General features: G+C 42.8%; 21 protein-coding genes and 2 pseudogenes. 7 read left to right on the forward strand and 16 right to left on the reverse strand.

The features are described from left to right. Positions 1 to 48: 48 nt before the first annotated feature. Positions 49 to 645, reverse strand: coding sequence for a tyrosine-type recombinase/integrase (locus AB4512_RS18090; RefSeq protein ID WP_016792302.1), 597 nt, complete (start codon positions 643 to 645; stop codon positions 49 to 51). 1,218 nt (positions 646 to 1,863) lie between these two features. Between AB4512_RS18090 and AB4512_RS18095 the strand changes: the two genes are divergently transcribed. Together AB4512_RS18095 and AB4512_RS18100 are read left to right on the forward strand one after the other, a co-directional pair. Then, a complete protein-coding gene (locus AB4512_RS18095) occupies positions 1,864 to 2,337 on the forward strand; it encodes a GNAT family N-acetyltransferase (RefSeq protein ID WP_004734802.1) in 474 nt (157 codons plus the stop codon). A 527-nt stretch (positions 2,338 to 2,864) separates the two neighbouring features. Continuing rightward, positions 2,865 to 4,103 carry an ISL3-like element ISVa7 family transposase gene (locus AB4512_RS18100; RefSeq protein ID WP_081317730.1) on the forward strand — a complete coding sequence of 413 codons (1,239 nt, stop codon included), beginning with the start codon at positions 2,865 to 2,867 and terminating at the stop codon, positions 4,101 to 4,103. Between the two features lie 80 nt (positions 4,104 to 4,183). Here the strand turns inward: AB4512_RS18100 and AB4512_RS18105 are convergent, their stop codons facing one another. Beyond that, positions 4,184 to 5,188, reverse strand: a complete 1,005-nt coding sequence (locus tag AB4512_RS18105) for a metal-dependent hydrolase (RefSeq protein ID WP_102429252.1) — start codon at positions 5,186 to 5,188, stop codon at positions 4,184 to 4,186. A 227-nt stretch (positions 5,189 to 5,415) separates the two neighbouring features. Continuing rightward, on the reverse strand, positions 5,416 to 6,225 hold the full coding sequence (locus AB4512_RS18110; protein ID WP_372175293.1) for a sulfite exporter TauE/SafE family protein: 810 nt from the start codon (positions 6,223 to 6,225) through the stop codon (positions 5,416 to 5,418). A gap of 343 nt (positions 6,226 to 6,568) precedes the next feature. Here AB4512_RS18110 and AB4512_RS18115 point away from each other — a divergent pair, with 343 nt between their 5' ends. Beyond that, positions 6,569 to 7,546: a DUF1852 domain-containing protein gene (locus AB4512_RS18115; protein WP_017064213.1), complete on the forward strand. Its 978-nt coding sequence runs from the start codon at positions 6,569 to 6,571 to the stop codon at positions 7,544 to 7,546. A 45-nt stretch (positions 7,547 to 7,591) separates the two neighbouring features. Then, entirely contained in the window at positions 7,592 to 8,620 is a 1,029-nt protein-coding gene (locus AB4512_RS18120) for a methionine synthase (RefSeq protein WP_372075026.1), read from the forward strand. 211 nt (positions 8,621 to 8,831) lie between these two features. Here the strand turns inward: AB4512_RS18120 and AB4512_RS18125 are convergent, their stop codons facing one another. From AB4512_RS18125 to AB4512_RS18160, 8 genes are all read right to left on the reverse strand, one after another. Further along, complete coding sequence (locus AB4512_RS18125) at positions 8,832 to 9,233, reverse strand: hypothetical protein (RefSeq protein ID WP_372175295.1); 402 nt, start codon at positions 9,231 to 9,233, stop codon at positions 8,832 to 8,834. After that, positions 9,226 to 9,675, reverse strand: a complete 450-nt coding sequence (locus AB4512_RS18130) for a GNAT family N-acetyltransferase (RefSeq protein ID WP_372112128.1) — start codon at positions 9,673 to 9,675, stop codon at positions 9,226 to 9,228. The genes AB4512_RS18125 and AB4512_RS18130 overlap by 8 nt, the downstream gene beginning before the upstream one ends. Before the next feature lie 69 nt (positions 9,676 to 9,744). After that, on the reverse strand, positions 9,745 to 10,245 hold the full coding sequence (locus AB4512_RS18135) for a hypothetical protein (RefSeq protein WP_372112130.1): 501 nt from the start codon (positions 10,243 to 10,245) through the stop codon (positions 9,745 to 9,747). A gap of 61 nt (positions 10,246 to 10,306) precedes the next feature. After that, positions 10,307 to 10,747, reverse strand: a complete 441-nt coding sequence (locus AB4512_RS18140; RefSeq protein ID WP_372112132.1) for a hypothetical protein — start codon at positions 10,745 to 10,747, stop codon at positions 10,307 to 10,309. A gap of 200 nt (positions 10,748 to 10,947) precedes the next feature. After that, complete coding sequence (locus AB4512_RS18145; protein WP_017062405.1) at positions 10,948 to 11,448, reverse strand: opioid growth factor receptor-related protein; 501 nt, start codon at positions 11,446 to 11,448, stop codon at positions 10,948 to 10,950. A gap of 467 nt (positions 11,449 to 11,915) precedes the next feature. Continuing rightward, the gene (locus AB4512_RS18150; protein ID WP_372175297.1) at positions 11,916 to 12,389 is read right to left on the reverse strand and encodes a response regulator; all 474 of its coding nucleotides are present in this window, start codon (positions 12,387 to 12,389) and stop codon (positions 11,916 to 11,918) included. After that, a complete protein-coding gene (locus tag AB4512_RS18155; protein ID WP_372175298.1) occupies positions 12,376 to 13,731 on the reverse strand; it encodes an ATP-binding protein in 1,356 nt (451 codons plus the stop codon). Before AB4512_RS18155 ends, AB4512_RS18150 begins: the two co-directional genes overlap by 14 nt. Before the next feature lie 6 nt (positions 13,732 to 13,737). After that, positions 13,738 to 15,156 (reverse strand): DASS family sodium-coupled anion symporter, encoded by a 1,419-nt coding sequence (locus tag AB4512_RS18160; RefSeq protein WP_371722228.1) that lies wholly within the window; start codon positions 15,154 to 15,156, stop codon positions 13,738 to 13,740. 483 nt (positions 15,157 to 15,639) lie between these two features. On the opposite strand from AB4512_RS18160, the gene AB4512_RS18165 reads away from it, so the two are divergent. Both AB4512_RS18165 and AB4512_RS18170 read left to right on the forward strand, forming a co-directional pair. Further along, a complete protein-coding gene (locus AB4512_RS18165) occupies positions 15,640 to 18,657 on the forward strand; it encodes an EAL domain-containing protein (RefSeq protein WP_372175300.1) in 3,018 nt (1,005 codons plus the stop codon). A gap of 122 nt (positions 18,658 to 18,779) precedes the next feature. Beyond that, positions 18,780 to 18,890: pseudogene (locus AB4512_RS18170) on the forward strand (DUF3103 family protein); the annotation flags it as partial. Positions 18,891 to 19,036: 146 nt separating this feature from the next. On the opposite strand, the gene AB4512_RS18175 reads toward AB4512_RS18170, so the two are convergent. Together AB4512_RS18175 and AB4512_RS18180 are read right to left on the reverse strand one after the other, a co-directional pair. Next, positions 19,037 to 19,354, reverse strand: coding sequence for a Dabb family protein (locus tag AB4512_RS18175; protein ID WP_102394497.1), 318 nt, complete (start codon positions 19,352 to 19,354; stop codon positions 19,037 to 19,039). Between the two features lie 213 nt (positions 19,355 to 19,567). After that, positions 19,568 to 19,807, reverse strand: a complete 240-nt coding sequence (locus AB4512_RS18180) for a hypothetical protein (protein ID WP_372175302.1) — start codon at positions 19,805 to 19,807, stop codon at positions 19,568 to 19,570. An 81-nt stretch (positions 19,808 to 19,888) separates the two neighbouring features. Between AB4512_RS18180 and AB4512_RS18185 the strand changes: the two are divergent. Then, a pseudogene (locus AB4512_RS18185) lies at positions 19,889 to 19,999 on the forward strand (LysR family transcriptional regulator); the annotation flags it as partial. A gap of 127 nt (positions 20,000 to 20,126) precedes the next feature. Here AB4512_RS18185 and tnaA read toward each other — a convergent pair. The 3 genes from tnaA to AB4512_RS18200 all read right to left on the reverse strand — a co-directional run bounded on the left by tnaA (position 20,127) and on the right by AB4512_RS18200 (position 25,138). Further along, positions 20,127 to 21,599, reverse strand: a complete 1,473-nt coding sequence (tnaA, locus tag AB4512_RS18190) for a tryptophanase (protein ID WP_017069968.1) — start codon at positions 21,597 to 21,599, stop codon at positions 20,127 to 20,129. A 760-nt stretch (positions 21,600 to 22,359) separates the two neighbouring features. After that, on the reverse strand, positions 22,360 to 24,036 hold the full coding sequence (locus AB4512_RS18195; RefSeq protein WP_372175303.1) for a GTPase family protein: 1,677 nt from the start codon (positions 24,034 to 24,036) through the stop codon (positions 22,360 to 22,362). Next, positions 24,023 to 25,138, reverse strand: a complete 1,116-nt coding sequence (locus AB4512_RS18200) for a YcjF family protein (protein WP_017063633.1) — start codon at positions 25,136 to 25,138, stop codon at positions 24,023 to 24,025. The genes AB4512_RS18195 and AB4512_RS18200 overlap by 14 nt, the downstream gene beginning before the upstream one ends. Positions 25,139 to 25,298: the final 160 nt, after the last annotated feature.

Below are 25,298 nucleotides of genomic sequence, written 5' to 3' on the forward strand. Positions count from 1 at the left end.
TCAGCGTAATAGCAATTGAAACACCTAAGTACTTAGGTTCCTTTTCGATTAACACTCAGTACCTTCTGAAAGCAACAATGCATCTTCTAATTCAACCCCAAGATAGCGGATTGTATTATCTACCTTGGTATGACCAAGTAGTAGCTGCACCGCTCGGATATTTTTCGTTTTTGCGTAGACTAACGTCGCTTTTGTTCGCCTCATCGAGTGAGTGCCATACAAGTTAGGATCCAACCCCAGATTAGAAGCCCATCTCCTCACTAAGTATCGATAGTACGAATAGCTAATCGGTTGTTGCTTTCGCCTTTGGCTTGGGAAAATAAAATTGCTGTCATGTAGCGAAGCCATCAAAATCCATTTCATTAGACTCTGTTGAGTTCTTGTCGTTATCTCAAATTGAACTTCAATATCTGTTTTGCGCTGGATATGCTTAACGCGGTTAAATATCCTATCTTGCGAAGATACATCGCAAACTCTGAGAACGAGCAAATCACTTGCTCTAAGTTTGCTATCAATAGCTAAGTTGAGCAACGCAAGCTGCATCAAATTATTTTCAATTTCTAATCTGGTTCTGATCCGCCAAATTTCCTCAAGCCGAAAAGGCTTTTTGACGCCACTTCGTTTCGTTTTGTTGAAAACTACCATGATGACCTCCTTTTTAATTTGGTCATCACGATTGTAGTTGGAAGGAAATGGACAAAAGCGTGTCAGTGATTTTACTAATTTAGTAAACAATGAATTACTACAAGTATATAAAGTCGTTTAATCAACTTCCATGAGTGATGTCAATCTGAGTGATATGTCGGCCAAGCACAGCATTTTTGTGAATCGTTGTATTTTTATCACAGGTTTATCCAATACAGTCCCGCTTTAGACGTAAGAAGCTACGCTGCTATCAATTCATTAGGCGCAACATCTTATGACTATTAGATAAAACCGACATTAACGTTGAACTTTATGAAAACAATACATCAAGGTTTGAACTGGCAACTTAATAAATACGCTTTCATTATGTAATGATTTTACTTACAAAGTCATACTGTCATAGACAAAAGATTCCGCAATAATACGTCAAATGGTATGAGTTAAAACTTATATGGCGGTTCGTATCATTGGTGTTAAGTTTGGCTACACCAATTACGCAAACTAAAAAAATAGTGCAGAAAATCTTTCGATAACATTAGCTTCAATATTCCAGGGCTGTGTCTATTTTTGCATTGCGATTGGCCATCTTCGATAACATCAAGATGTGGCCTACACTAAAACTTCAGGGTAACCAGCACTCTTTCTTTAACGCTTACCGAACTAGTTGTCCAAATTTAAACAAGTGGACTCGATATGAGAGCAAGTGCGCCTAATGAGAGAGCACTCGTCAATGGAATGAACGTCAGTGTTGAATGCAAAGGCGATAAGATATTGGCCACCATTTTAGCTGATAAGTGATATACAAAATGTAGCTGGCTGAGAACACATTAAAGTTATCTTTAATCACACTCGTCAGCATTCTATCAGGGAGTTTGTTTTGGGTTTTGTGACGGCACTATTGTAAAAATACTATACGTACCCTATTTTTGAATCATCGTGGGCAACGCTTGGAACTAATATTTCTGTCATGGGGGCAGGCAAAAAGGAAACAATAACTTCCATCATCGTTTTTAATTAAGACATACATATACCTTAATTAAAAAAATTGGCGCGTTCTAATATGCGCCAGATAAAGAGATCTATAAGATACTTGAAGAGTCTATGTTAAAAGACAGGAGCAAAAGCGACATTACCATTTTGATAACTCAAGATTAGCTTATCAAGATCCTTACATTGGCCAGTTACTTTTAATGAAACACCTACCCAAGGTAAATAAGCATGAATAAAATTAGCTTTTTAAAAATAAACAATACCATTATCAATGACATTATTGATCTCTCAGTGGAAGAGTCTCAAAAACAACTCATTGCTAACAACGCAGAGTGGCTTGCAGAAGCCAGTTTTAACGACGATAGTATCAACTATGGTATTTACTTAAACAATAAACCTGCGGGGCTAATCTCTCTGATTGACCCTAGAATACTGGACACACACGATGAACACTTTCAAAAGGAGCATTTATATGTATGGCGCGTCATGATTGACCATCGTTTCCAAGGAAAAGGATTGGGGAGTCAAGCGATTAACTTCAGTAAGAAATACGCTTCCATTACCGGTTTAAAAGGCGTCTCCCTGACCACGATGGATAAAGAAAAAGGCAATGCGCTCTCTATTTATCAAAAGCTTGGTTTTATACCAACGGGCAGAAGACTTGATGATGAAATTGAATTAATTTTTGGCTTAAAGGAATGAGTGGATAAACAAGTCAGATGGTGTGTCTGGGACGGCTATTTGGCCGCCTCATTTTATACTTCAACTGTAAAGGTATTGAAGAGTTCATTCAAAAACGCTGACCCCTCGTGCACTCTCACCTCCCCCCGGTCACAGAGTAACCAACAATCAAATTGACTCTTATTCAGTCTCCGTAACCTTTAAAGATCTTGAATCGCTTCGATGAGCTTTTTGACTGGAGTATGGTCTGACTCTATCCTATTGTCCATACTATCTAAATATGCTGACTACCTAGAGTGAAGAAAGAAAATGTGTCGGGCCTTTTCCTAACCATTAGTTTATGTATTGTAAAAATAGATTGCCGATGTAGTTCACTCATCGAAGTGAACACACAATGGGGCATAAATGAGCTATAGCTTCCCCTAAATTAACAATTCAGAGATAACTAAACGGGCTCTTCTCCGCTTAGATGAGTCTATAAATTAACAATAAAACCGGTAACACATTGATTTATAATCGCTTCCCACCTTATATCTCAGTATTGTAGTTTGTCGTTATTATCTTCCGCTCTATTTAACTTTAAAGGCCAATCCGTACAGTCTGTAACGCTCGAAGAAAGCTCTCATTCAGTACTCGTCAAATGCAAGCGAGATAGACGCTGTAAAGTTGTTGACCCTGAGACTGGAGCACCGCGCACAGTCGACCACTATGTTCACCGTCGCCTGTCGGATTTACCTGTCAGTGGTCGCCCTTGCGTTATAGAAATTGAATTGGCTCAGACAAGAGATAGGCTCGGCCGAAGGTTGGTTGAAGCGACTGATTTTGTTGATAAGGGGAGTCGTTATACCAAGAGATTCTGTCACTTTATTAGTGGACTATGCCGCTATATGAGCATCCACGCAGTGTCTAAGCATTTAGACATACGCTGGGAAACCGTGAAAAATATCGATAAAGCATTTCTGTTATCTACCTTGCCTGCTTTAGAGCCTAAGAGGTTGACCAACCTTGTTCATATTGGCGTTGATGAAGTCGCCAGGGCTAAAGGCCATGACTATATGACCGTCGTTTATGATCTCGTTTCAGGACAACTTATTTGGGTTGACCATGGGCGGACTTCAAACGTACTCATCAACTTTTTTGAACAATTATCACCGCAAACGAGAGACGGCATCCAAGCGGTATCAATGGATATGGGGCAATCTTACCAATCAGCAGTGAGAAACGCTCTTCCGAATGCAGACATCGTTTTTGACCGGTTTCACGTTATGCAGAACTACTCTCTTCTGATAAGGAAAGAGCGTAATAAAGCGTTTAGGAAAGGAACACATGACGAGAAGAAAATGCTTAAAGGGACGCTATTTTTACTCCTCAAAAATGCGCCGAAATTAAGCGATAAGCAGTCAGATAGGCTAGATGATTTACTTGAAAGCAATAAGACTCTTTGTACGATTTATATGCTCAAAGAGCAGCTTCAAGCCTTATGGGATGAACGTAATTTTGACCTGATGATCGCAGCTCTTGATGCGTGGTGCCAGCTTGCTAAAAAGACGAGGATCTTATCTCTCATCAACTTCGCAGACGCGCTTTGGGAGAGAAGAGTTGGGATCTGCAATTATGCAAAATATAAGCTGACGAATGCCCGAGTGGAAGCAGGGAATGTATCGATAGGTCTTCTTAGACGGCGAGCCCGAGGAGTAAGGGATACTGATTACTTTAAATTGAAGATTAGACAAACCTCAATCCTAGAAACTCACTCTACCATTTACCCAGAAATCAAGCTCATCTAAGCGGAGAAGAGCCCTAAACGTATGGAAAGTCGCTTAACGTAGCATCCAGTATTGACGGTGCAGATCAGTTTAAAACTAGCTCATTTATCGCCAGTGAGCATACCGAAGAAGATCTGTCTCGACTCTGGCGTGTTGTCTCTATGAGTTTCGTATTTTACATGCGCGTTTGCATCAACTGCTTTTGATAGCTTGATGCTCCATAGTGCTTTCATTTGATTTGGTACAATTGAATATCGGACATCGATAATACGCAGCTCGTCTGTTGGGTCCTGAGCGATATAACCATTTGAAAACCAGCGGAAACGTTCTATGTCTTTGGCTTGTTGAGAGTCCGGGTCAAGCCAAGGTAAATCCCTGCTAACATTCAGCTTCGCAATCGACTCTCCGGGATACGTGCTTACCGATGTGCCAACCCGCACTGCGTCTACATGGTAATGAGCCTCTGTTTCGTACACCACTTTCCAAACCAAGATATTCGCAAAGCTTGGTTTTGCCTCTAATCGAATCGGTGTGTGTTGCCTTTCTTGCGCTAATTGCCACCCAATCGCCTCTGCCCTGTCTCGCTGAATCATCCCTAATGTTGGATAAATTAGCGCCCAAGTAAACGCAACACGCGCTAGCCAAGGCGCTCGTTTTAACGTCGCAAACACAAGCAACACTAGAATGGGAAGCGTATAAACAGGATCGATGATTGATATGGTATTCCAAGAAAAACGCGCGTTGGTGAAAGGCCAAAGTAACTGCGTGCCATAGGTGGTACAAGCGTCTAACAGTGCATGAGTACCATAGCCCAGAGCACAAAACAGCCAACTTTGTTTGAAAGAAAGCCCACGTTTTTTTGCAATCAGGTGATGCAGAACCAAAGCGCAGATCAAACTGCCAATGGGAATAAAGAAGAGTGAATGGGTAAATTGTCGATGAAATTCCAAAGCCAACAAAGGGTCACTTTGAGACTTAATCAGTGCATCCAAATCTGGTGCTAACCCGGAGAGCAGCCCTAATACCCCAGCAACAACCAAATGCTGTTTTTTGCTGGCCGATTGTGACAAAGAAGCGCCTAACACGCCCTGCGTTAAAGGATCCATAAATCACTCATTGATAGCATTCCGTTGAATCAAACAAGATACATTTAGCTATAGCAGTGGATTGTTCATAACTAAACGATTTTATCAATATACTCATGTACATAGCTGTATAAGCATAGACCGATAAACAAAAAAAGAGCAGTTATGAAACTGCCCTTTTCTAATTATTGGTGGTTGATCAATTTATTCGTTTTTGTTCTATATATTCACACTTGAACGGTCTTCAATTAACGAGCAACCATGCTTGCTGCGATAACAACCAACAGTACTGAGAAGATTTTCTTAATCGTCGGAACAGGTAAATGGTTGGTGGCTTTTGCGCCCAACGGAGCCGTAAACCAAGACGTGCACACAATACCCAACAGCGCAGGCAGATAAACAAAGCCAGCAAAACCGTCTGATAGAGCAAAGTGACTGCTGCCTGAACTGATGTAACCTATCGAACCAAATAGCGCGATGACAATGCCACAAGCTGAGGCGCAGCCAATAGCCTTTTTCATATCGACAGAGAAGAACGTTAATAGCGGAACCAGCAATGCACCACCACCAATGCCTATCATGGCAGACAAGCCACCCGTAATGGTTGTCAGCACCGTTAGCACGCCCTTGTTTGGCAGTTTTCGTTCCTTAGGTGCATCATTTTTACTGCTTAAGAACATCTTGATCGCAATAAGAACCACACTCACGGCGAACACAATACGAACGACTTTTTCCGGCAACAGAGCCGCCATAAAGCCACTAACCAGTGCACCTAGAGCAACACCGAGCATGATCCAAGGCGCCAGATCCCAAGGCACGTTGCCATTCTTGTGGTGAGCAAGTGCAGAAGAAGTTGAGGTGAACAGTATCGATGCCAACGAAGTAGCGATGGCCGCAACAACCACTTGATCCGAAGGTAGAATCTCTAAGTGAAGTAAAATGCTGCTTAACACAGGAACAATGATCAGCCCTCCGCCAATACCTAACAAACCGGCTAGAAACCCAACACCACTGCCCAGTAACGCACAGTAGAAAATCAACAACAGCAATTCACTCATTTCATCCATCTCTTAATTAAATTAATCGTCTTAAATAACACACTATTAATGCGGTTATATTTCCATCAAGCTAATTAATATAACTGACACCGACTAAAATATTCAAACAGAATAGATCATGAATATTCCTCATGTTGAATGTGAAGTAATACCATTGTTAATGGTCAACCTATCAACGTATAAAAACCTTAAGCGATTAACTTTATACGACATTAATTCTACTAAGCATTAATTTCAGACAGCATAGCCTTCGATTCTTAATCCGGTCACAAGCAAAAAATAAAAGCCGTTTTAATACTAAAGACCGAGAGAATCAGAAAAAAAATTGGGATACCAAATCAGCATGAATAAAGAATTTAATTTTACGATTAAGAGCATTAGCCTCGACGAAAACTACCAGCCTGCAGACAGCACGCGTATCACTACCAACTTTGCTAACCTGGCTCGCGGTGACAGCCGTCAAGCGAACTTACGCAATGCACTACAAATGATCGATAACAGTTTCAACGCGTTAGCGCACTGGGATAACCCTAAGGGCGACCGCTACTCTGTTGAGCTTGAAATCATTTCTGTTGATATGGATATTGAAAGCAACGGCGAAGCATTCCCTTCAATTGAAGTGCTGAAAACCAATATTGTAGACCGTAAAACTAACGAGCGTATTGAAGGCATTATCGGAAATAACTTCTCTTCTTATGTTCGAGATTATGACTTTAGCGTACGTCTATTGGATCATAATAAAGGCCAAGATAAATTCAGCATTCCAGAAGATTTTGGTGACTTACACGGTAAGCTTTTTAAATATTTCGTTAACTCTGACGCTTACAAAAAGAACTTTAATAAACGACCTGTTATTTGCTTAAGCGTGTCAGATAATAAAACCTATTACCGCACTGAAAACCAACACCCAGTATTAGGTTTTGAATACCAACCGAATGAGTCTTCTTTAACTGAACAATATTTCAAAAAGATGGGCTTACAGGTTCGTTATTTCATGCCGCCTAACAGTGTTGCACCTTTGGCCTTCTATTTCTTTGGTGATCTGCTGAACGATTACTCTAACCTAGAGCTTATCAGCACCATCAGTACCATGGGTACGTTCCAGAAAATCTACCGACCTGAGATTTACAACGCGAACGCGGTTGCGGGTAACTGTTACCAACCAAACTTGAAAAACTTGGATCACTCGCTGACTCAAATCGTGTACGACCGTGAAGAACGAAGCCAGCTAGCTGTTGAACAAGGTAAATTCGCAGAAGAGAAGTTCATTAAGCCATACCAATCAGTTCTAGAGAACTGGTCGGCAAATTACGCACTTTAATCGTCTATTGCGCTCTCAAACCACCCAAGGATAGGCAATATTATTATGAAAACACTATTACCGACTTCAACAGCGGGCAGCTTGCCGAAACCGTCTTGGCTTGCACAACCAGAGACGCTTTGGTCGCCATGGAAACTTCAAGGCGATGAACTCACAGACGGCAAACAAGATGCGCTGCGTGTCTCTCTGCACGAGCAACAGCAAGCAGGCATTGATATTGTGAGTGACGGCGAACAAACACGTCAACACTTTGTAACGACCTTCATTGAACACCTGAATGGCGTTGATTTTGAAAAGCGTGAAACCGTTAAAATCCGCGACCGTTACGATGCGAGTGTACCGACGGTTGTAGGCCCAGTTTCTCGTCAGAAATCTGTGTTTGTTGAAGATGCGAAGTTCTTACGTCAGCAAACCGACCAACCGATCAAATGGGCTCTGCCGGGGCCTATGACCATGATTGATACACTTTACGATGCGCATTACCAAAGCCGTGAAAAACTGGCGTGGGAATTTGCAAAGATCCTCAACGAAGAAGCCAAAGAACTTGAAGCGGCAGGCGTGGATATTATTCAGTTCGATGAACCTGCGTTTAACGTGTTTTTTGATGAAGTGAACAATTGGGGCATCGCTTGTTTGGAAAGAGCCATTGAAGGGCTTAAGTGCGAAACAGCAGTCCATATTTGTTATGGCTACGGCATTAAAGCGAATACGGATTGGAAAAAGACATTAGGCACCGAGTGGCGCCAATACGAAGAAGTCTTCCCTAAGCTGCAGCAATCGAATATCGACATTATCTCTTTAGAGTGTTACAACTCTCATGTACCTCTTGAGCTGCTTGAGCTCGTACGAGGCAAGAAAGTAATGGTCGGTGCGATTGATGTTGCAACCGATTCGATTGAAACACCGGAAGAAGTGGCTAGCACTCTACGTGAAACACTTAAGTACGTTGATGCCGACAAGCTCTACCCTTGCACCAACTGCGGCATGGCTCCCCTACCTCGCGAGATAGCCTCAGCGAAGCTTAATGCGCTAAGTGCTGGCGCAGAGATCGTTCGTAAAGAGCTTTCAGCGTAACGCTTTCCTAAAGAACAAAAACTATGCCTTTAAGCCTAAGTATCATATTGATGCTTAGGCTTTTTGTTATGTGAGTTAATGAGCTTTACGCGCTGCTTACCAGGTTTTATCTAGGTCTTGAGCATATAAAGAGATCGCTCGTTGGTACTCTTTAATCGCATCGCTATTCGTCGTGGAAACTAAAAGCTCAAGTAACAGCGATGTCGCTTCTTTATGGCGACCTAGTTCGACACGCTAACATACGGCTCCATTCTTCTTTGCTCATTGCGCCTTTAGAAAGGTAAATATTGTGTTTCTGCATTGCACCTTTCGTGTATGAAAGCTTGATGAATGAGCCAATTTCAAACGGAAGAAAGCTACGCTGTAAAGTCACATCACAAGCAACGCCATTTAAACGTACATGACCGTTCGTGATTTCAAACGAGCTATCGCGAAGCTTCCACCACAATATTAGAATTTTTATTAATGGAGGAACACAAATTATCAGCCCTATGGTTACCAGCGATGAACGATCACCATCTAATATCCAATAGGCAAGACCTAATGCAATAACAATAAACAGCAACTCTGAAAATAAGTACTTAACAAAATTTAGTTGGATACGGTTATCCATGACACTCTCTCAATGATGACCCTAAAGGCAGCTCCATTTCAACGAGCCCTTTCACTTCAGACAACTGAGTAAAACCTTTTGATTGATAAAGCTTAATGGCGGGGTTCTCACTGAACACGCGCAACACTAACTGAGCCGATGCTTGATTGTTCGCATGTTCAATAGCCAAATCGAGACACTTAGAGCCAAAACCTTGACCTTGACAGTCAGCTAATATCTGCAAGTCCCTAAGAAACGTTGTACCACTAGCGTAACTGAAGCGAACAATACCAATACGGCGATCCCCCACATAAATTTCATAGTTATCCAGCTTATCCCAGCTGCGTAAAAACTGGCTATGACCCCAAGCGATTCCACGAGCTTGATAGTAACTCGCCATATTCGTTTTGGTGATCGATTCAGCGAACTTAGGCTCTGAACCTTTGACCAACCTTACTTCCATATTGTGTCCTTTGTTTTCAAATCACATCTGAGTACGGCATAGCAAAATGCCGCATATATTGAATCATTTTTAGGTACATACTGGTTTCACTTCCTTCCATTGTGTATCCCATTCTTCGCCTAACAAATTAGAAAGTTTTTCACAGTCGTATAGATAGCGAAGACTATCTTTACAGTACGAAGTAAGTATTTCAGTTAACTGACCAGACGCTTTTTCGTTGTCTTTGAGTTTTCCGTACATCATCAAACCAGTCCTAAAGGTGTCTTGATCGAGGTCAGAAGCTTGCTTCGATAACATCCCAAAGGAAATAGCGTTAATAGACAGGGCTAATGCAATCGCATCGCCTTCATCTCCCTCTAATTCACAAGCACTATAACGAGCTAACAAGTTCGATGTTTTAATTAATGGGGCAAGGTCTTTTGTATTGGCATATTTATAGGTTTCAAAACCTTGCCGCACCGCAGCTTTATGACTGTCTTTGATGCTCACAACATAGTCTGTCAAAACATGTAAGCTCGCATATGCGCCTAGCCCGAAAGCCACAATGAACACGGCGATTAATCTGATCACTTATCTCTCCTAAAAGAACCTTATGCTGGTCAATTTTAAACGGTGTCTTGTAGTAACAGCCCTACTTGCCATCGACCTTTTCTAGAAACCAACTTCCTTGGCACGGTCCATTGGTTAAGTACCATCGGCCATCAAATCTATTGCCACTGCCATGTGCGGAAAAGCGATAATCCCATTGCCGATGTTTAGCATATAAACGTAAGTCGCCGCTTTCCTTCACCCAACCCTCTAACGATGTTCCATTGTAGGTAAGCCTTAGAGTAGCCCTACCCTCACGAATAGTTCCGGTGATGGTTGTGCGTTCACACATATTATTGCCAGTGGTGTTAATACGGCGGCCTAGCCACTCACCGTCGAAATCGGTAGAAGGAACAAATTGGGGACTATCAGGAAGTTTAGGAAACGACTCGGAATTACTGGACCCGAACCACTGGAGTTCACGACCAACGAGGAAGAAGACGACAAAGCCGATTGATATCGCTATCACAAATCCCTTTTTCATTAGCCTCTTCCTAATCCGCTGACCTTAAGAAAAGAACCCTAACATAATGAAAAGTAATAACTTACCATCAATTTAATTAATTTTGATATATTCCACAAATTGCATTCAAATGTTGAATATAGAGAAAGCGGCATCGTACAAAAATGCCGCGTATTAAGAATCAATGATGTGCAGTGCCGAAAGCTCTGCACAGAAAAACCCTAACCTTCCAAGGCATTGCGCCAATACTGAACGGTTTTATCCGACACCAACCCTGTCTCGGTCGCCGCTGATACTAAAAAGTCACATAACCGAGCCGCAACCTCTTCATTACCCAACAAGTACAAACTGCGAATGGCTCGCGTTAACCTTAGCTGGTTATGGTCATGATTCTTTAACCATACGTGATTAGCCGGGCTAAGTGGTAACGATGAAGATATTTCACTCCCGTTTCGCTGCATACCCCAAAACTCAAGCATCAGGTCAAGCACTTGTAGATGAGCTGTGCGGAGCGCTTCTGAATTAGCAAAAAGCACCTTATCTTCTTGAGTAACCAACGGGGCATGTTGATTAAACTTAGTCCCCTCATCTATTGGGAAGAACACTTGAATGTACTTATGGTCATGCTCCAACCAAAAATGATTGTAAGCCAATAACTGTTCTATATTTCGACCAAATTTATCCGGCGCTTCACCAGATATAAAGCGAGCAATCTCACTCATTTTAAAATCCTACTGACTATAAACCCCCACTTGTGGGCGAATGCATTATTACGCAGTAAGCCGTGAAAAGCCTAGTCCTTTACGTTGTAAGTACCGATTTGGCTTAGAACTCCACGTCCCACGCGTTAGGAATCACTTTTGAATAATTTCGACTTACTTTTCTAACAAACGACACGGGAACTCTGCGACACATTTTAGCTCTGCTGTATGTTCAGGGAATCGTTCCTGAAGAAAACACAATGCATCCGTTGGCGTTGGCGTTGGCGTAGCGTATGAGTTTTAGACTAAAGCCAGCAACCAGTGTGTTAATAACTGAGTACCAAAACCTGAACGACTAAAAGAGGTAGGTAAAATAAGCAGCGAAAGATTACATCTTTCAAAGAAAAACCCTTCAGAAAGCGTCCTTCGGTGCATAGAATTTCAAGCGACTTACACTAGTGAATAATGTAAGTCGCTAACATAAGAGGCTAACGCAAGCGTCTGAACACAACCTGCTGGTCGAGCTCATCCTGATAGTCCGTGTAATCAAGCCCTTGATCAAATATGTACTCAGTGACAAGAGTACGAATGCACTCAACCAATGTGCTTGCTTGCCAAGGCTTTTCAAAGTAACGGTCGATGCCTGCTGCATTAATCGCATTGATGGTATCAGTATGAGTGGCCTGCCCCGTAAGAAGAATTTTCTTGGTATTCGGAAAGCGACTGTCATGGAACACTTCAGTGAGTAACTCCACACCCGTTTTCCCTGGCATCACATGATCAGACACGATGACGGTAATGTGTTCGCCTTCTGCGTCAAGTTCATCAATGAGATCAAGCACTTCTTGCGCTGATTCACAATCTTCAATATTCAGCCAACTCGCCAGCGGCTCTAAATCTTGTATCACTGCGCTCAGTACTTCTCTCTGGTCATCGACACAGATTAAATTAAGCTTCTCCATGTTCACCCTCTATTGGTAACTTGATTCTAAATACAGTTTTAGAAGCATCACTTTTCACAATGATACTTCCGCCATAACCTGCCACAATCCGCTTAACTACTGATAAACCCAAGCCCAATCCAAACGATAAACCACCTTTTTTAGTGGTGAAGTTGGGCTGAAATACCTTTCTACGAGTCGTCTCGTCTATCTCAGGGCCGTTATTCGCGATCGTAACTAATATCCTTTTCTTACTTAATCTGGTTTGAATCTCTATTGCGGCATCGTCTGAATTCGACATTGCATCACAAGCATTCTTTACAATGTTGACCCAAATCTGAACGAGCTCTGTTTTCGAGCCTTTAAAAGACGGTAAATCCGCAGGGCTCAATCGCACAGACACTCTACGTAACTCACTTTGTAGCAACGATAAGGCATGGTTAATGGAGTCGTTAATATCAACCGCTTCTTCGGTGTCGATATCAACTCTGCCAAGTTGTTTAACCGATTTTACGATGCCGACGGTGTGTCTAGATGCCAAACGCAAATCATGTAAATCACAGCCCATCTGCCAAAAACGAATCGCTTCTTCTGGTTTTTTCAGCCAATGCTTTGAAATAACGTCTGTTGCAGATAAAGCATCAATTGGAATCGCCTTTGCAAGAGAGCGAGCAATGTTTTTGTCTAAACCATATTTTCTTTCAAATTGTCGCCCACGTGTTCGTGCTTCTGACGACGACGTTTTCTGACCATGCATTAACCCAAAATCGAAAAATTGACTGGCTTCTGGATGCACTTCTTCAAGCAGATCCATGATGACCGTTTCAAGTCGACCAGATTTACTATTTACGACACCAATAGCGTTGTTAAGCTCATGAGCAATCCCTGCAGCCAATTGACCCAAGGTCGTCATTTGCTCAGCAGTATGTAACTTCTCTAGCGCTTTTTGTTTCGCTATCGCTTCTTGTGTTGCGCGGCGTTGACGACGCGACAACTCATTGACAATTACAGGTGTGAACTGTGCGGTAAGAGGACCAAATTTACGTTCATCTTCTGCAGGCGTGTCTTTATCGATCCACGCTAACTCAACATCGGTTTTAGCAACAACCGTTGAAGATGCTGTCCAATTACCTGAAAAGAAGCTATGAACGCCTATAAAAGCCCCACTACCCGCGCTAAATACTCGCACTTGCGGTGTATTCGCATCGGTATAAAACCCTTCCAGTTCTCCACTAAACACATAATATAAACGAGTGTTTAACGCTGATTGTTCAATAATGGTGTTACCGGCACAGCACGTCACCCGACGTTCTGTTTGATTAAAATAGCGCTCGATCAGTGCTTCTAGCTTTTGTTGATACACGTATCGTTATCCTATGTGACCAATTGAATGTAGCACCCACACCATAACAAAACTCAGTAGCACACCAACCACACCCAAAATAATACCGATTCTGGCCATTTGATTACTTTGCACATGACCAGTGGCATGAGCCAACGCATTCGGTGGCGTACTGATTGGCAGCGACATACCTAATGAAGCGGCAAAAGTCACAACCAAAATTAACGTTAGCTCACCGCCTAGTGGCGTGAGTGAAGCCATAGACGAACCTAATGCCGCCATAATTGGCATTAACAAGTTAGCCGTTGCGGTATGAGACATAAAGTTTGCCATTACCAAACACAAGAACGCCGCTCCGAACAACACCACATAGGGTGAGTAGCTATCAAACGGAATACTGTGTACCACGAGCTTTGCTAAGCCAGTTTTATCGAGCGCTAAACCAAGCGCAATACCACCTGATACAAGCCACAATACGTCCCAAGAAATTTTCTTCAGGTCTTCTTTATTGATGATCCCTGTGAGTGAGAACACAGCGACAGGAATCAGAGCGACGGTGTAAGAGTTCATGCCATGGCTTGAACCCATTAACCAAAGAATGATGGTCAGCGCAAAAGTGACGTACACCGCAATGGCTTTAGGCGTTTTAAGGAATTTACCTTTGATGCTTAGCTCGATTTTCTTTTGGTCAGCTTTGTACATAAAGCCTATTAAAAACCACGCTAACGCCATCATAATCACAACAAACGGCACACCAAATGCCATCCATTCACCGAACGTAATGAGGTTATCGCCAACTAAATATTTAAGTGCGATAGCGTTCGGAGGGGTACCAATCGGGGTACCAATGCCACCGATGTTAGCGGCAACAGGTATACAAAGCGCAAACGCTACACGACCGGGATCTTTCGGACCAAACACAGCCAGTACCGGCGTTAAAATAGATAGCATCATTGCCGTTGTTGCCGTGTTAGACATAAACATCGAAAAGATACCGGTGATCAGCATTAAGCCGAGCATCACAAACTTTGGGTCTTGTCCAAATGGCTTCAATAATACACGGGCTAAGTTTACGTCTAATCGATACTTAGTGGCGGCCATCGCTAAGAAAAAACCACCCAAAAACAGCATGATGATTGGGCTGGCGAATGTCGCCATGATGTCGCTGTATTTTAACAACTCACCAAAATGTTCCTGCCCATGCTCAAACCTTAAAAAGATCAGCCCTTTATCCGACAACATCAACAATTGCAGAACGATAATAACAACAGACGTCGCGTAGATCGGGATGGGCTCGAACACCCAGCACAATGCCGCTAATAAAAAGATCGCGATAACGCGTTGTTGAATAATCGTAAGGCCTTCAAATGGAAACGCTGATAGCGGCATTACGAGGATAATGAAAGGAATTAAAATAGGGATAATGTATTTAATATAGGGGCGCATAGCACAAAACTCTTCCTGAGATAACAACTACTTAGAAATTAGATTTAAAGTTCTAATTTAGATCCGACAACGAATTATCGACCTCTTATCACTATCTCACTATCGGCTAGATCAATGATTACGTAATCACGATATCCCCTTTTTCAATTCTGTGCGCTACCTCTACGTTTGTATGCCATTTATTGTTGCAATTAAATTCAGGAGAGTGGTTTCTGCGTTTCTAGTCATAATCCGTTCCGGTTATTCTAGGTACTGTCAGAACAGATCAGTCGCTTAAGTCATGTCCATAAATTGAGGACCGCTTCTGAGTAACCTCTCAAATATATGAGTTAGACTTACTCGGATTGTGCGTGGTTTTGCATTTCCTTTTGCCGTAAGTTTATTTTCAAGCTCGCTTAGTAGAGCATGGAAGAAATAATAAAAAGATACCTATTCTCCCCCGAAAACAGTTCTACACAACACAACTTTCGACCGGCTAATAACATGACTATTGTTACATCTAAAAAACGTCCTACCGTTGGCATTGTGCTGCCTATGCTCAGTGGCTTCTACATGGGCGAGCTAAATGCAACCCTTAGAAGGCTTGCGAAAAACCATAAAGTCAATCTGATCTTCATCCGCTCGGGTGAGCGAAAAGATTTTAAACTTCCTATATATTTTAATCATCTCGATGCCCTTGTGGTCGTTCTCCATGCAGCGACAGTAAAGTTGATCGAAGAAGCTATAAACGCAAACATTCCAGTCATTTCTATTGGAGCAAGCTATGCGCCGCTGCCCGTTGAGCAGTATTATAGTGTGCAAAGCGATGGTGTCACTAAGCTCTATGAATGGTTACAAAGTCAAGGACACGAAGAAATCGGCTTTTGTGGCGATCTCACTGTTAATGATATCAGGTCTCGCTTCAAAGCGTATCAACGCACGGTGATTGATCATAAAGGCTCATTCAACCAACGCCATTTCTTCCGCGTGTCGAATTGTTCTCTATCTGGGGGACGAGAAGCCGCAATAGAATTTATACAGCGTAAATCCAAATGCACTGCGGTTATCTGCGCAACTGACCACAATGCTGTAGGTATGATGGAGCAACTGTCTCACAGCAATATCTCGGTACCTGACGATGTCGCCATCGTAGGCATTGATAATATTTTCGTCGGTCAACAATTCAATCCCAAGTTAACAACAGTAGACCAACAGCTTGAGCTTCTAGCGACGCAAGTATTTCACCGCGTGTTGGAACGTATTTCTGGGAAGCCTTTTAATAATGCCAATAATAGTGTCCCGCAAAAGCTCATCGTTCATCAGTCTTGCGGTAACACAAACCCAGATCTCGAACATAAAGAAGATATCAACTCAACTCGCCAAATCCTCTTAAATGTGCAAGGGCGTTCTCCCGCTGAGATATTCGAAAATTTCTATTCACAAGCACAAGGAGGTTTTGACTCAATTAGAGATGCTCAAAGCCTTTACGGAAACAATCTTGACTGGGCCTGTCTCGCTGAGTGTAATTCGGAGCAATACACTATTAGGAAATGGGTAGAAAAAGGCATGACTCAGCCAACTACCCTACCGCAACAAACAGATATTCAAGACGATATTCGCAATTTCCCATTTTTCGAACGCTATGATCATTTCGTTGCTTCCATTCTTCCTATCAACTCAGGGCAAGAAGATCACTGGAAGCTCGTCGCTGTTGTTGATTCATTGCAAGATCACCAAGATATCGGTACACAATCGGTATTCAACAATTATTTAGATATGCTCGCACTGTTCATCGAGCGCGACGAGCTTATCAATACAAGTAACAATCGTCAGAAGAACTCCCAACAGTTGTTGCAACAGCTCAAAGTAGTATCTAACAGCTCAAACGATGGTATCTGGGATTGGGACTTACTAACCAATACTCTTGTCTGGAACAGTCGGTTAACCAAAATGATTGGCTGTCAAGATACCTTTTCTGATCGTAAGTTAGGATGTGACCATCTGTTCCAATATATACACTCAGAAGACTTAGAACTTCTCGAGTCCGCCATTCATAACCACTTAAACGAAGAAGTACCGTTCAAATGTGAATTCAGGATGAAGACGCAACATCGCGGATATATCTGGGTTCATGCCAATGGCTCAGCGGTTCATAATGCAGAAGGGCAGGCTGTGCGCTTCATTGGCTCAATGACGGATGTAACTCAAGAGCGAGAAGATGCGGAAAAGATTCAACACATGGCGTATTATGATGCGCTTACTGGCATCGCTAATCGCCGGAAAATAATGGAAAGCATCGCGCAACACATTGTGAATCGACCTAACCAAAAACGCGCGGTCATGTTGATGGATCTTAACCGTTTTAAGATTATCAACGACTCTTTTGGTCATCACGTCGGTGATGCACTTCTTTGCCACGTGACCAAACATATTCAGAACGTGCTATCAAGTGAACACCTTGTCGCACGTTTGGGAGGTGACGAATTCTTGTTTTTGTGTAATGTCAGTTCCGAAGCAGACATCAACGCACTCGCCACGCAGATTTTAAATGCCGTTCAAAATCCATTGATCGTTGATGATATTGAGATTATCAGCCAAGGAAGCCTAGGCATCGCTATGTATCCTTATGATGGCGTAAGTGCCGAAGAATTAATTAAGCAGGCCGACATTGCCATGTATCAAGCTAAAAAGCTGGGAGGACAAAGCTATCTCAACTTTCAAAGGTCAATGGCAAAAGAGACGGAAAACATAATCGAAATAGAGCACCAACTCAGTCGTGCCATCGCTCAACAAGAAATAAAGGTGCACTACCAACCTCAATATTGTGGGCAAGATGAAAAGATTACTGCTGTTGAAGCACTAGCAAGATGGGAATCTCCAACATTGGGGGATGTCCCTCCTGACCAGTTTATCGAGGTTGCTGAATCAGCTGGCCTAATCAGCAAGCTTGGTGAATGTATCATTCATCGAGTTTGTAAGGATGTTGAAGGATCTGAATGGCTACAAACCATGAGCCATATTTCCATTAATATCAGTGCAAAACAGCTGATACAGCCTCACTTCGCTCAAGAAATCATTCGAACTATTCGCCAATACCAGCTTCCTTTGACGTTATTCTGTATTGAGATAACCGAGTCAGCAGCAATTGTCGATTACGAGTTATGCATAAACTCACTTAAAGAACTACACGATGTAGGAATTTCTATCTCTCTTGACGATTTTGGCACGGGATTCTCTTCTCTATCTTTACTAAAGCAACTTCCACTAAGTGAAGTAAAGATCGACCGTTCATTTATCTCTGACATAACTCAAGGGCAGACCAACTTAGACTTCGTCAACACTATGATCATGATGGGTAAAAGCTTGGGCTATCGTGTTGTAGCTGAAGGGGTGGAAACTGCTGATCATAACCAACGCCTAAACGGACTGGGGATAGATCTGCTGCAAGGTTATTACTTCAGTAAACCTCGACCATTAAGTGAACTGGAATCAGAAGTGGCTATCAAATTGACTAGAGCTTAACCGTGGCACAACGGCATTATTTAAAAGTAATGCCATTCTTATTCACGCTTTGCGTTAACTTTACTGCCTATTGGCAGGTTAACGGAATAAAAATGAGCGTAAACAGTAGATGACATAAAGGTCGTTTAGAACCACAGATAGACCTCGTTGAGATGCCTTATCTGGACTACGACAAACAGACGTACTACCCCAATCAGACAGTTATCTTCTGGCCTCGCTACCGCTGGGGCGCAGGCGGGAATGCTGTCGCATCGTTTGCACCAGTCACTATTTCGCCAACAGAGTAAGTCGTTTCTTATTGAGTTAGGGCTTAATCGCTAGGCCCTAACTCTTCATTATCGAAGGTAAGTAAAACACAAGAGACCTACTCAGAACCTAATTACAGGGAGTAATCAAACACAATGATGTCTTCTAAAAGCGGACGAAACACATCTTTCAGCGCATCATGCTCAGGGTGCGGAAGGTAATTCTGACGGCCTTCTTCATCGGCGAACGTCATTAACACCGAGTGGGTATAACCTTGATTCTTGTTTTCAGGGCTGTCATTTAATCCCCATTCTATTGAAGTGACCCCTTCAACCTTGTTTGGCATCGCTTCAAACAACATCTTTAGTTTTTGAACCTCTGAAGCCTCAGCGTTTTCTTTAAACTTAATCAGTAGAATATGACGAATCATTCCCGTTTCTTTTTGAGTCATTCCTAGTCCTTTCGAGCGTTCGCTTACTGGTTTGTAATGCTTAACCAACACCTAATAGCGATCTAAATTAGAGAACAACAAAATGCCACACGTTACACAACATGCCAAGGCTAGATCGCTAGAGTTTATAAAATACTCCACAACCCAATAACGAAAAATGCTGCACCCGAGGGCCCAGCATTTCTCATGACAATGGTAAGCACATCTTTAACGTTAATCACGACGACCTGTAAGCTGGATCGTTTGGTCTTGATCAACGTTCTTTTGGAATTTTATTCCGCCATTAGCGGCGTCATTTCTTCCTTCAAGCACTGGATCAGATACAACACGCTCAGCCTTTACTTGATTGCCTTCGCTTCTCATCATATCGAGAGTACTCGCATAAGTACCGTCAGCCGCGAAAGCCGTGTTCATAGATAAAGCCATCAATCCAAGTGCGATTAACTTGTTCATACATCACCTCATTGTATTTCTAATTCTTTGTTCGTTTGGTATCTGTGTTTTTGTTGGGGTAACTTTAACAATCGAACATGAACCATAGATGTGAGCTATGTGATGAGCTGCCGCCGCTCGCAAAAAGACGCACCTTTGAATCAGTGGTTATTCCAAATGTTGAAATCTACCCTGAAAAACAAACAAGCGTAGTTCAGCTTTTAACGGGTTAACTACTTAAAGGCTTAACTGCCTAACTCCCCTACCATCCAAAAAAAGAAAAGGCTCCCGAGGGAGCCTTTGATTAGGGTTCTAGTGACTATTCGCTTATGTTTTTATTTTAAAATGCTTCTTCGAGCGTTTGTTCGTTCTTTTTTTCTGTTTGTTTTTCAACGGTTTCAACCTCTTTCAAGCGCGCAGTGAAGTGTCTTAACACCGGCGGCTCGTAGGTAAAATCGAGCCCTTTCACTTGTCCTGCATTCTCTTTCACTTTTTCGAATGCTTCGATAATGAAGTCCATGTGTGTTTGTGTGTAGGTCGCGCGAGGAATGGTAAGGCGCAACAACTCAGCAGGACATGGGTGTTGTTCACCTGTTGCTGGGTCGCGTCCTTGCAGCAAAGACCCAATCTCAACCGCTCTGATACCCGCGACTTTATAGAGTTCGCACGCCAAAGCATGTGCGGGAAACTGACCAGCCGGGATATGAGGCAGCAATTTACCCGCATCGACAAACGCAGCATGACCGCCTGCTTGCTGGCACACGATGCCCATCGCTTCTAAGCCATCAACAAGGTATTGAACCTGGCCAATACGGTACTCTAACCAATCTTGGCGCATGCCGTCATAAAGGCCAACCGCAAGACGCTCCATCGCGCCACCTTCTAAGCCACCATAGGTTGGGAAGCCCTCTTGCACCACACACAAGGTTCGACACTCTGTGTACACATCCATGAAAGCGTCGTCTTTAAAGCACAACAAGCCGCCCATTTGTACCATGGCATCTTTCTTGGCAGACATAGCTAAACCATCCGCGTATTTGTAAGACTCACGCGTGATCTGTTCGATTGTCCAATCCTGATAACCCGCTTCACGTTGTTGAATGAAGTAGGCATTTTCTGCGTAGCGTGCCGAGTCCATGATCACAGGAATATCGTACTTCTGAGCGATTTCATACACGGCTTTTAGATTGGCGATGGACACTGGCTGTCCACCAGCAGAGTTACAAGTAATGGTACTCACAATGTAAGGAACATTGGCCGCGCCCGCTTCTAAGATCGCTTCTTCCAGCTTCACCACATCGAAGTTGCCTTTGAAGTCCGCATTCACTGAGGTATCGAACGCTTCTTTGGTATAAACGTTCTTCGCCACACAGCAATTCACTTGGGTGTGACCTTGTGTTGTATCGAAGAAGTAGTTCGACAAGGCGACCATTTTGCTGCGATCGAGCCCTTTCTCCATTTCACGCTTCTTAATAAGAACCGGAATGTAGATCTGCTCTGCACCGCGTCCTTGGTGTGTTGGAATCGTCAACTCGTAACCGAAGATATCCTTAACCGCATTCGACAATGCGTAGTAACTGCGGCTACCACTGTAAGCTTCATCACCCATTAACATCGCGGCTTGCATACGCTGAGTGATAGATCCTGTTCCGCTGTCTGTCAGTAAGTCGATAAACACATCATCACTGTCGAGCAAAAATGGGTTCATGCCCGCGTCGACAATGGCTTGTTCACGATAGGCGCGAGTTGTTCTTTTTACTGGCTCTACAACACGAATACGAAACGGTTCTGGTAGATGTTTGAAGTTTTCCATAATAATACCTTTCAATACATTCCGATCAGGTCGAAATGTATTTTCTTTAGATGTCACGAGTCCTCACTATTAAATTAATAGTTCCGTATAAAGATACACAGAAAATTAACAGTGAAAATAAACAAATTAAATAATGACTTATTAATCAAACCTAAACAGAGGCTAAGATAATTAGCGATAACGACAAAAAACGAATACCCTACACGGAATAATAAGTGCGACATTCATACGTTCAAAGGTTATCAAAGCTGCTGATAGGTAAACAAAGCTCGCTGCTTTGCTGGCGCGTGACGCCTAGAGGGTACTACTCAGAAGAAAGGTGGAACGAGAGTTGGTGATCTAAGGTATACCAAGCTAACAAGGTTAGCCAAGTTGTTGATTGCCATTTCAGATACATGTTCACAATATATCCCTACGTTGAAATCAAGATGATCCGAAGTTTAAATATAGTGCAATTGTTTTATAAATACAGCTTAAAAAAGTATAAATGTGATCAATATTTAGAATGATGATTAAATACGATAGCGTGTTATATAAAATGTGAATCACAGCTGTTTATATACTATTAAACTAGTTCAGCGAGAACCTTAATAATATCAAATCCCTTTTGAAATCAACACCTCTCTAATAAGGGGCGAAGATAGCTGTTTTCTAAAAAAGCCATCATCTAATAAAGCCAAGATCCAAAACTCGCCGATCTAGAAAAGATAAATTCTGATGAGGCTCAAACCTCACCAGAACCGTATTCGCAGTGAATGACTTACTTCTTCTTCACGGCTTGCTTGATGGCCATTTCAGCCAGTTTTGGTGTCGCCGCTTTCAATACGCTGGGTGCCACCTTCTTACCCACTTTGACTGCTTTATTCAGTTGGCCTTTAACCGACGAGCCTCTTTTCATGGCTTCTAAACGTTGGCGGTTTCTCTGAACGTTATTTGCGTCAGCGATACGCTCTATCAACGTCTGCCTTAAAGTATCTAAACCAAACTGTACCTTTTCTGGCGCAATCGCCAGCGGTAATACGATATCGGTTTGCAGCAATATATGATTGTATTCGAGCGCTTGAGCAATGATCTTCGCTTTGGTCGATGTTGGATTCTCTAAGTCATACGGCGGTTGCCAATCGTCTACAGGCTTTAATCTGTCTACCTGATTCACAACCGACACCACAATCGGCTTCTTGCGTGAGATGTTGTTAGGATCGTCATAGAAAGCATCAAATCTATCTTTCAATTGCTTATCCAAATCACGCGCAGATTGATTAGCTTTAAGCACCCATAACACCACATCGGCTTGGGTCATCTCTTTCAGCATTAAGGCTTCGGTTTTAGGATTGCCATCAAGCCCTTGAAGATCAACCACGCGAACATCATTGTCGTCGACAAACGCGTTGTAAACCGTTGAAGTGTCGGTTGATGGCAGTACATCCACTTCGGCAACCAGCTCTTGCTTAAGGGCATTAATCAGTGAAGATTTACCAGAGCTCGTTTGCCCCACCAGCACGATTCGCACGGGCTCTAACTCTGGAGCAAAGCGTTGTTCGTCGAGTTCAGACACATCGGACGCTTTCAATGCTTCATCTTCAATGCTGAAACGTCCGCTATAGAGATCAATCGCCACCGCCGCAACTTCATCTAATAAGGCTTGTTTGGCGGCGTATTGCATGTCATCAACCACACCTCTTGTCATTGAAGATGTCGCTTGCTCTCGTCCTAAATCAGAAATCACCTTGAGTGGATTCAAATACAAGTTTTTAAGGTGGTTACCCCAAATAGCCGCTTTGAAGATCTTCTGTCCTAGCTCACCGTATTTATCGTAGGCTTCGTAGCCCGCTTTGATGTAAGAAACCTTGAGATACTCAATGCCGGGGATATGCTCTCGCACTACCAATTTGTAGCGTCGGCTGACCTCTTCGAACAGCTTTAGCCCTTCAGGAATCGAAAAATCGAGTGATTTCTTATCAAACTTTTTCGCAACAAATTCAAGTACCTCTAAACCGGTTTGGTCTAGGTTACCCCACTCTATGTCGACCATTAATTGTTGGCGTACATGGTGTTTTGAATCATTCCAGATCGACAGCTCTTTTTGAGACCAATCAGCCGAAGCCTTAACCAATGCATCGTTGATATCAGCTTTTTTATGCTGTGATTCAGCTTCAGCAGTATCCTCGCCAAGGCCGCCACTCTCTTTATTCGAGAAAGACTCTTTATTTGAAGAGCGGCTTGAAGAACGGCTAGAAATGAATAAAGGAATGGTGAACACCAAGGTACTCACGGCAATGGCAATCGACATTTCGAGTAGATAACCGTATTTGATCGCCAAGAAGACACCAAAACCCATCATGATAATACTTGGGAAGATCGCCGAAATCAGGGCAATGCCCCAGCGTCCGCTCGATAGCACCGCCAGTAATCGAAATAGGTTTCTAATTTTCTTCATAACCCGACGCCGCCTTTCCTTTTTTCAGAGATTCTTTGTAGATCTTCTGCATCTCTTGTTCAGACACTTCTTCACCTTTGTTCTTATGATAGAAGTAAAAACAAGCCGCGCGACCTAAACCATAAGAGGTGCCGAAACTCATTGCCGCTGCAGCCACCGCCCCTACCGTTTGACCATAAACTGGAATCAGCTTTATCAACTGTCGAGTGCCCAGCTTCATTCCGTATTGCAAAGCAAAGCTGCTTCCCAGAGTGCCTATCAACTCACTAAAGACTCTCTTATTCCATTCGACCCCATATTGATTGGCCAAGCTGTGAAGCATTTTGGCTTGAATCGCAGGTACCGACACCAAACCAACACCCGGAATCAGGTCACTCGCTGCGGCACTTCCTGCATACCAAAGCACTTCGTTTTCTACTTGATCAAAGTTGGCTTCTTCTTGCGTGGAATGTTCTTTGTCTTGCACCATCATTCCTATCACCGGAAGAATACTGCTCAGCTTTTCTAACAAGATGTCATAGTTGTAAACCGCTTCGCTGTTAGACATAGCGTTGTCATCCGTTTCGAAATCGACCGCTACCGATTCAAACTCTTTACCCCAAGCCTTCTCTACTTGGTTGGTGTTGAACTGAATTTGCCTTGCTCGATCTGGTTCACTGGAAGACAACACCGCCGTATGAACCAGCAACAAGTGTTTAATCTTCTTCTGTTTCTTAATCTGTTTTAGAGCCGTAAGCACAGCGGATTGTTCAGGTTCGTCGGCTTTCATTACAACGACTAACGCATTACCTGCCTGACCAATCTCTTCCAAATCCTCTTTCGCATCGTAATTCGCTTCGCTGAGTCCTCTGGTATCAAGAAACCTCATCACGGGTTTGTCTTGCGGAAACTCATACGACATCGCCGTCATGGTACAAGGCGCAAAACCATTGCCCACTTCTACAGAAGAGTCGCCCGTGACCGCTTGAATAAACGATGACTTGCCCGCCCCCGTTTTGCCCAACAGCCACAATGTAGGAAGATGCTTGCGCTGATATTCATGAGCCTGAGTCAAGTCTGGGTTCTTGCTCGGATTAATGAAATCTTTTATTTGATCAAACATGTTTAGAGTAACGCTCACTTGATGTTGAGATTCGAGTTGATGACAAAGCAATACTGACTTATATAATCACAAATCATATTAAACTTATGTTTGTTCAGTCGCACAGGTTTACAATGCCTAAACGCTTGTTTTTATTTGCGCGCTCATTTTTATAGACGCT

This window comes from Vibrio sp. 10N.222.52.B7 (genome assembly GCF_041474275.1).
Lineage (GTDB): Bacteria > Pseudomonadota > Gammaproteobacteria > Enterobacterales > Vibrionaceae > Vibrio > Vibrio crassostreae_C.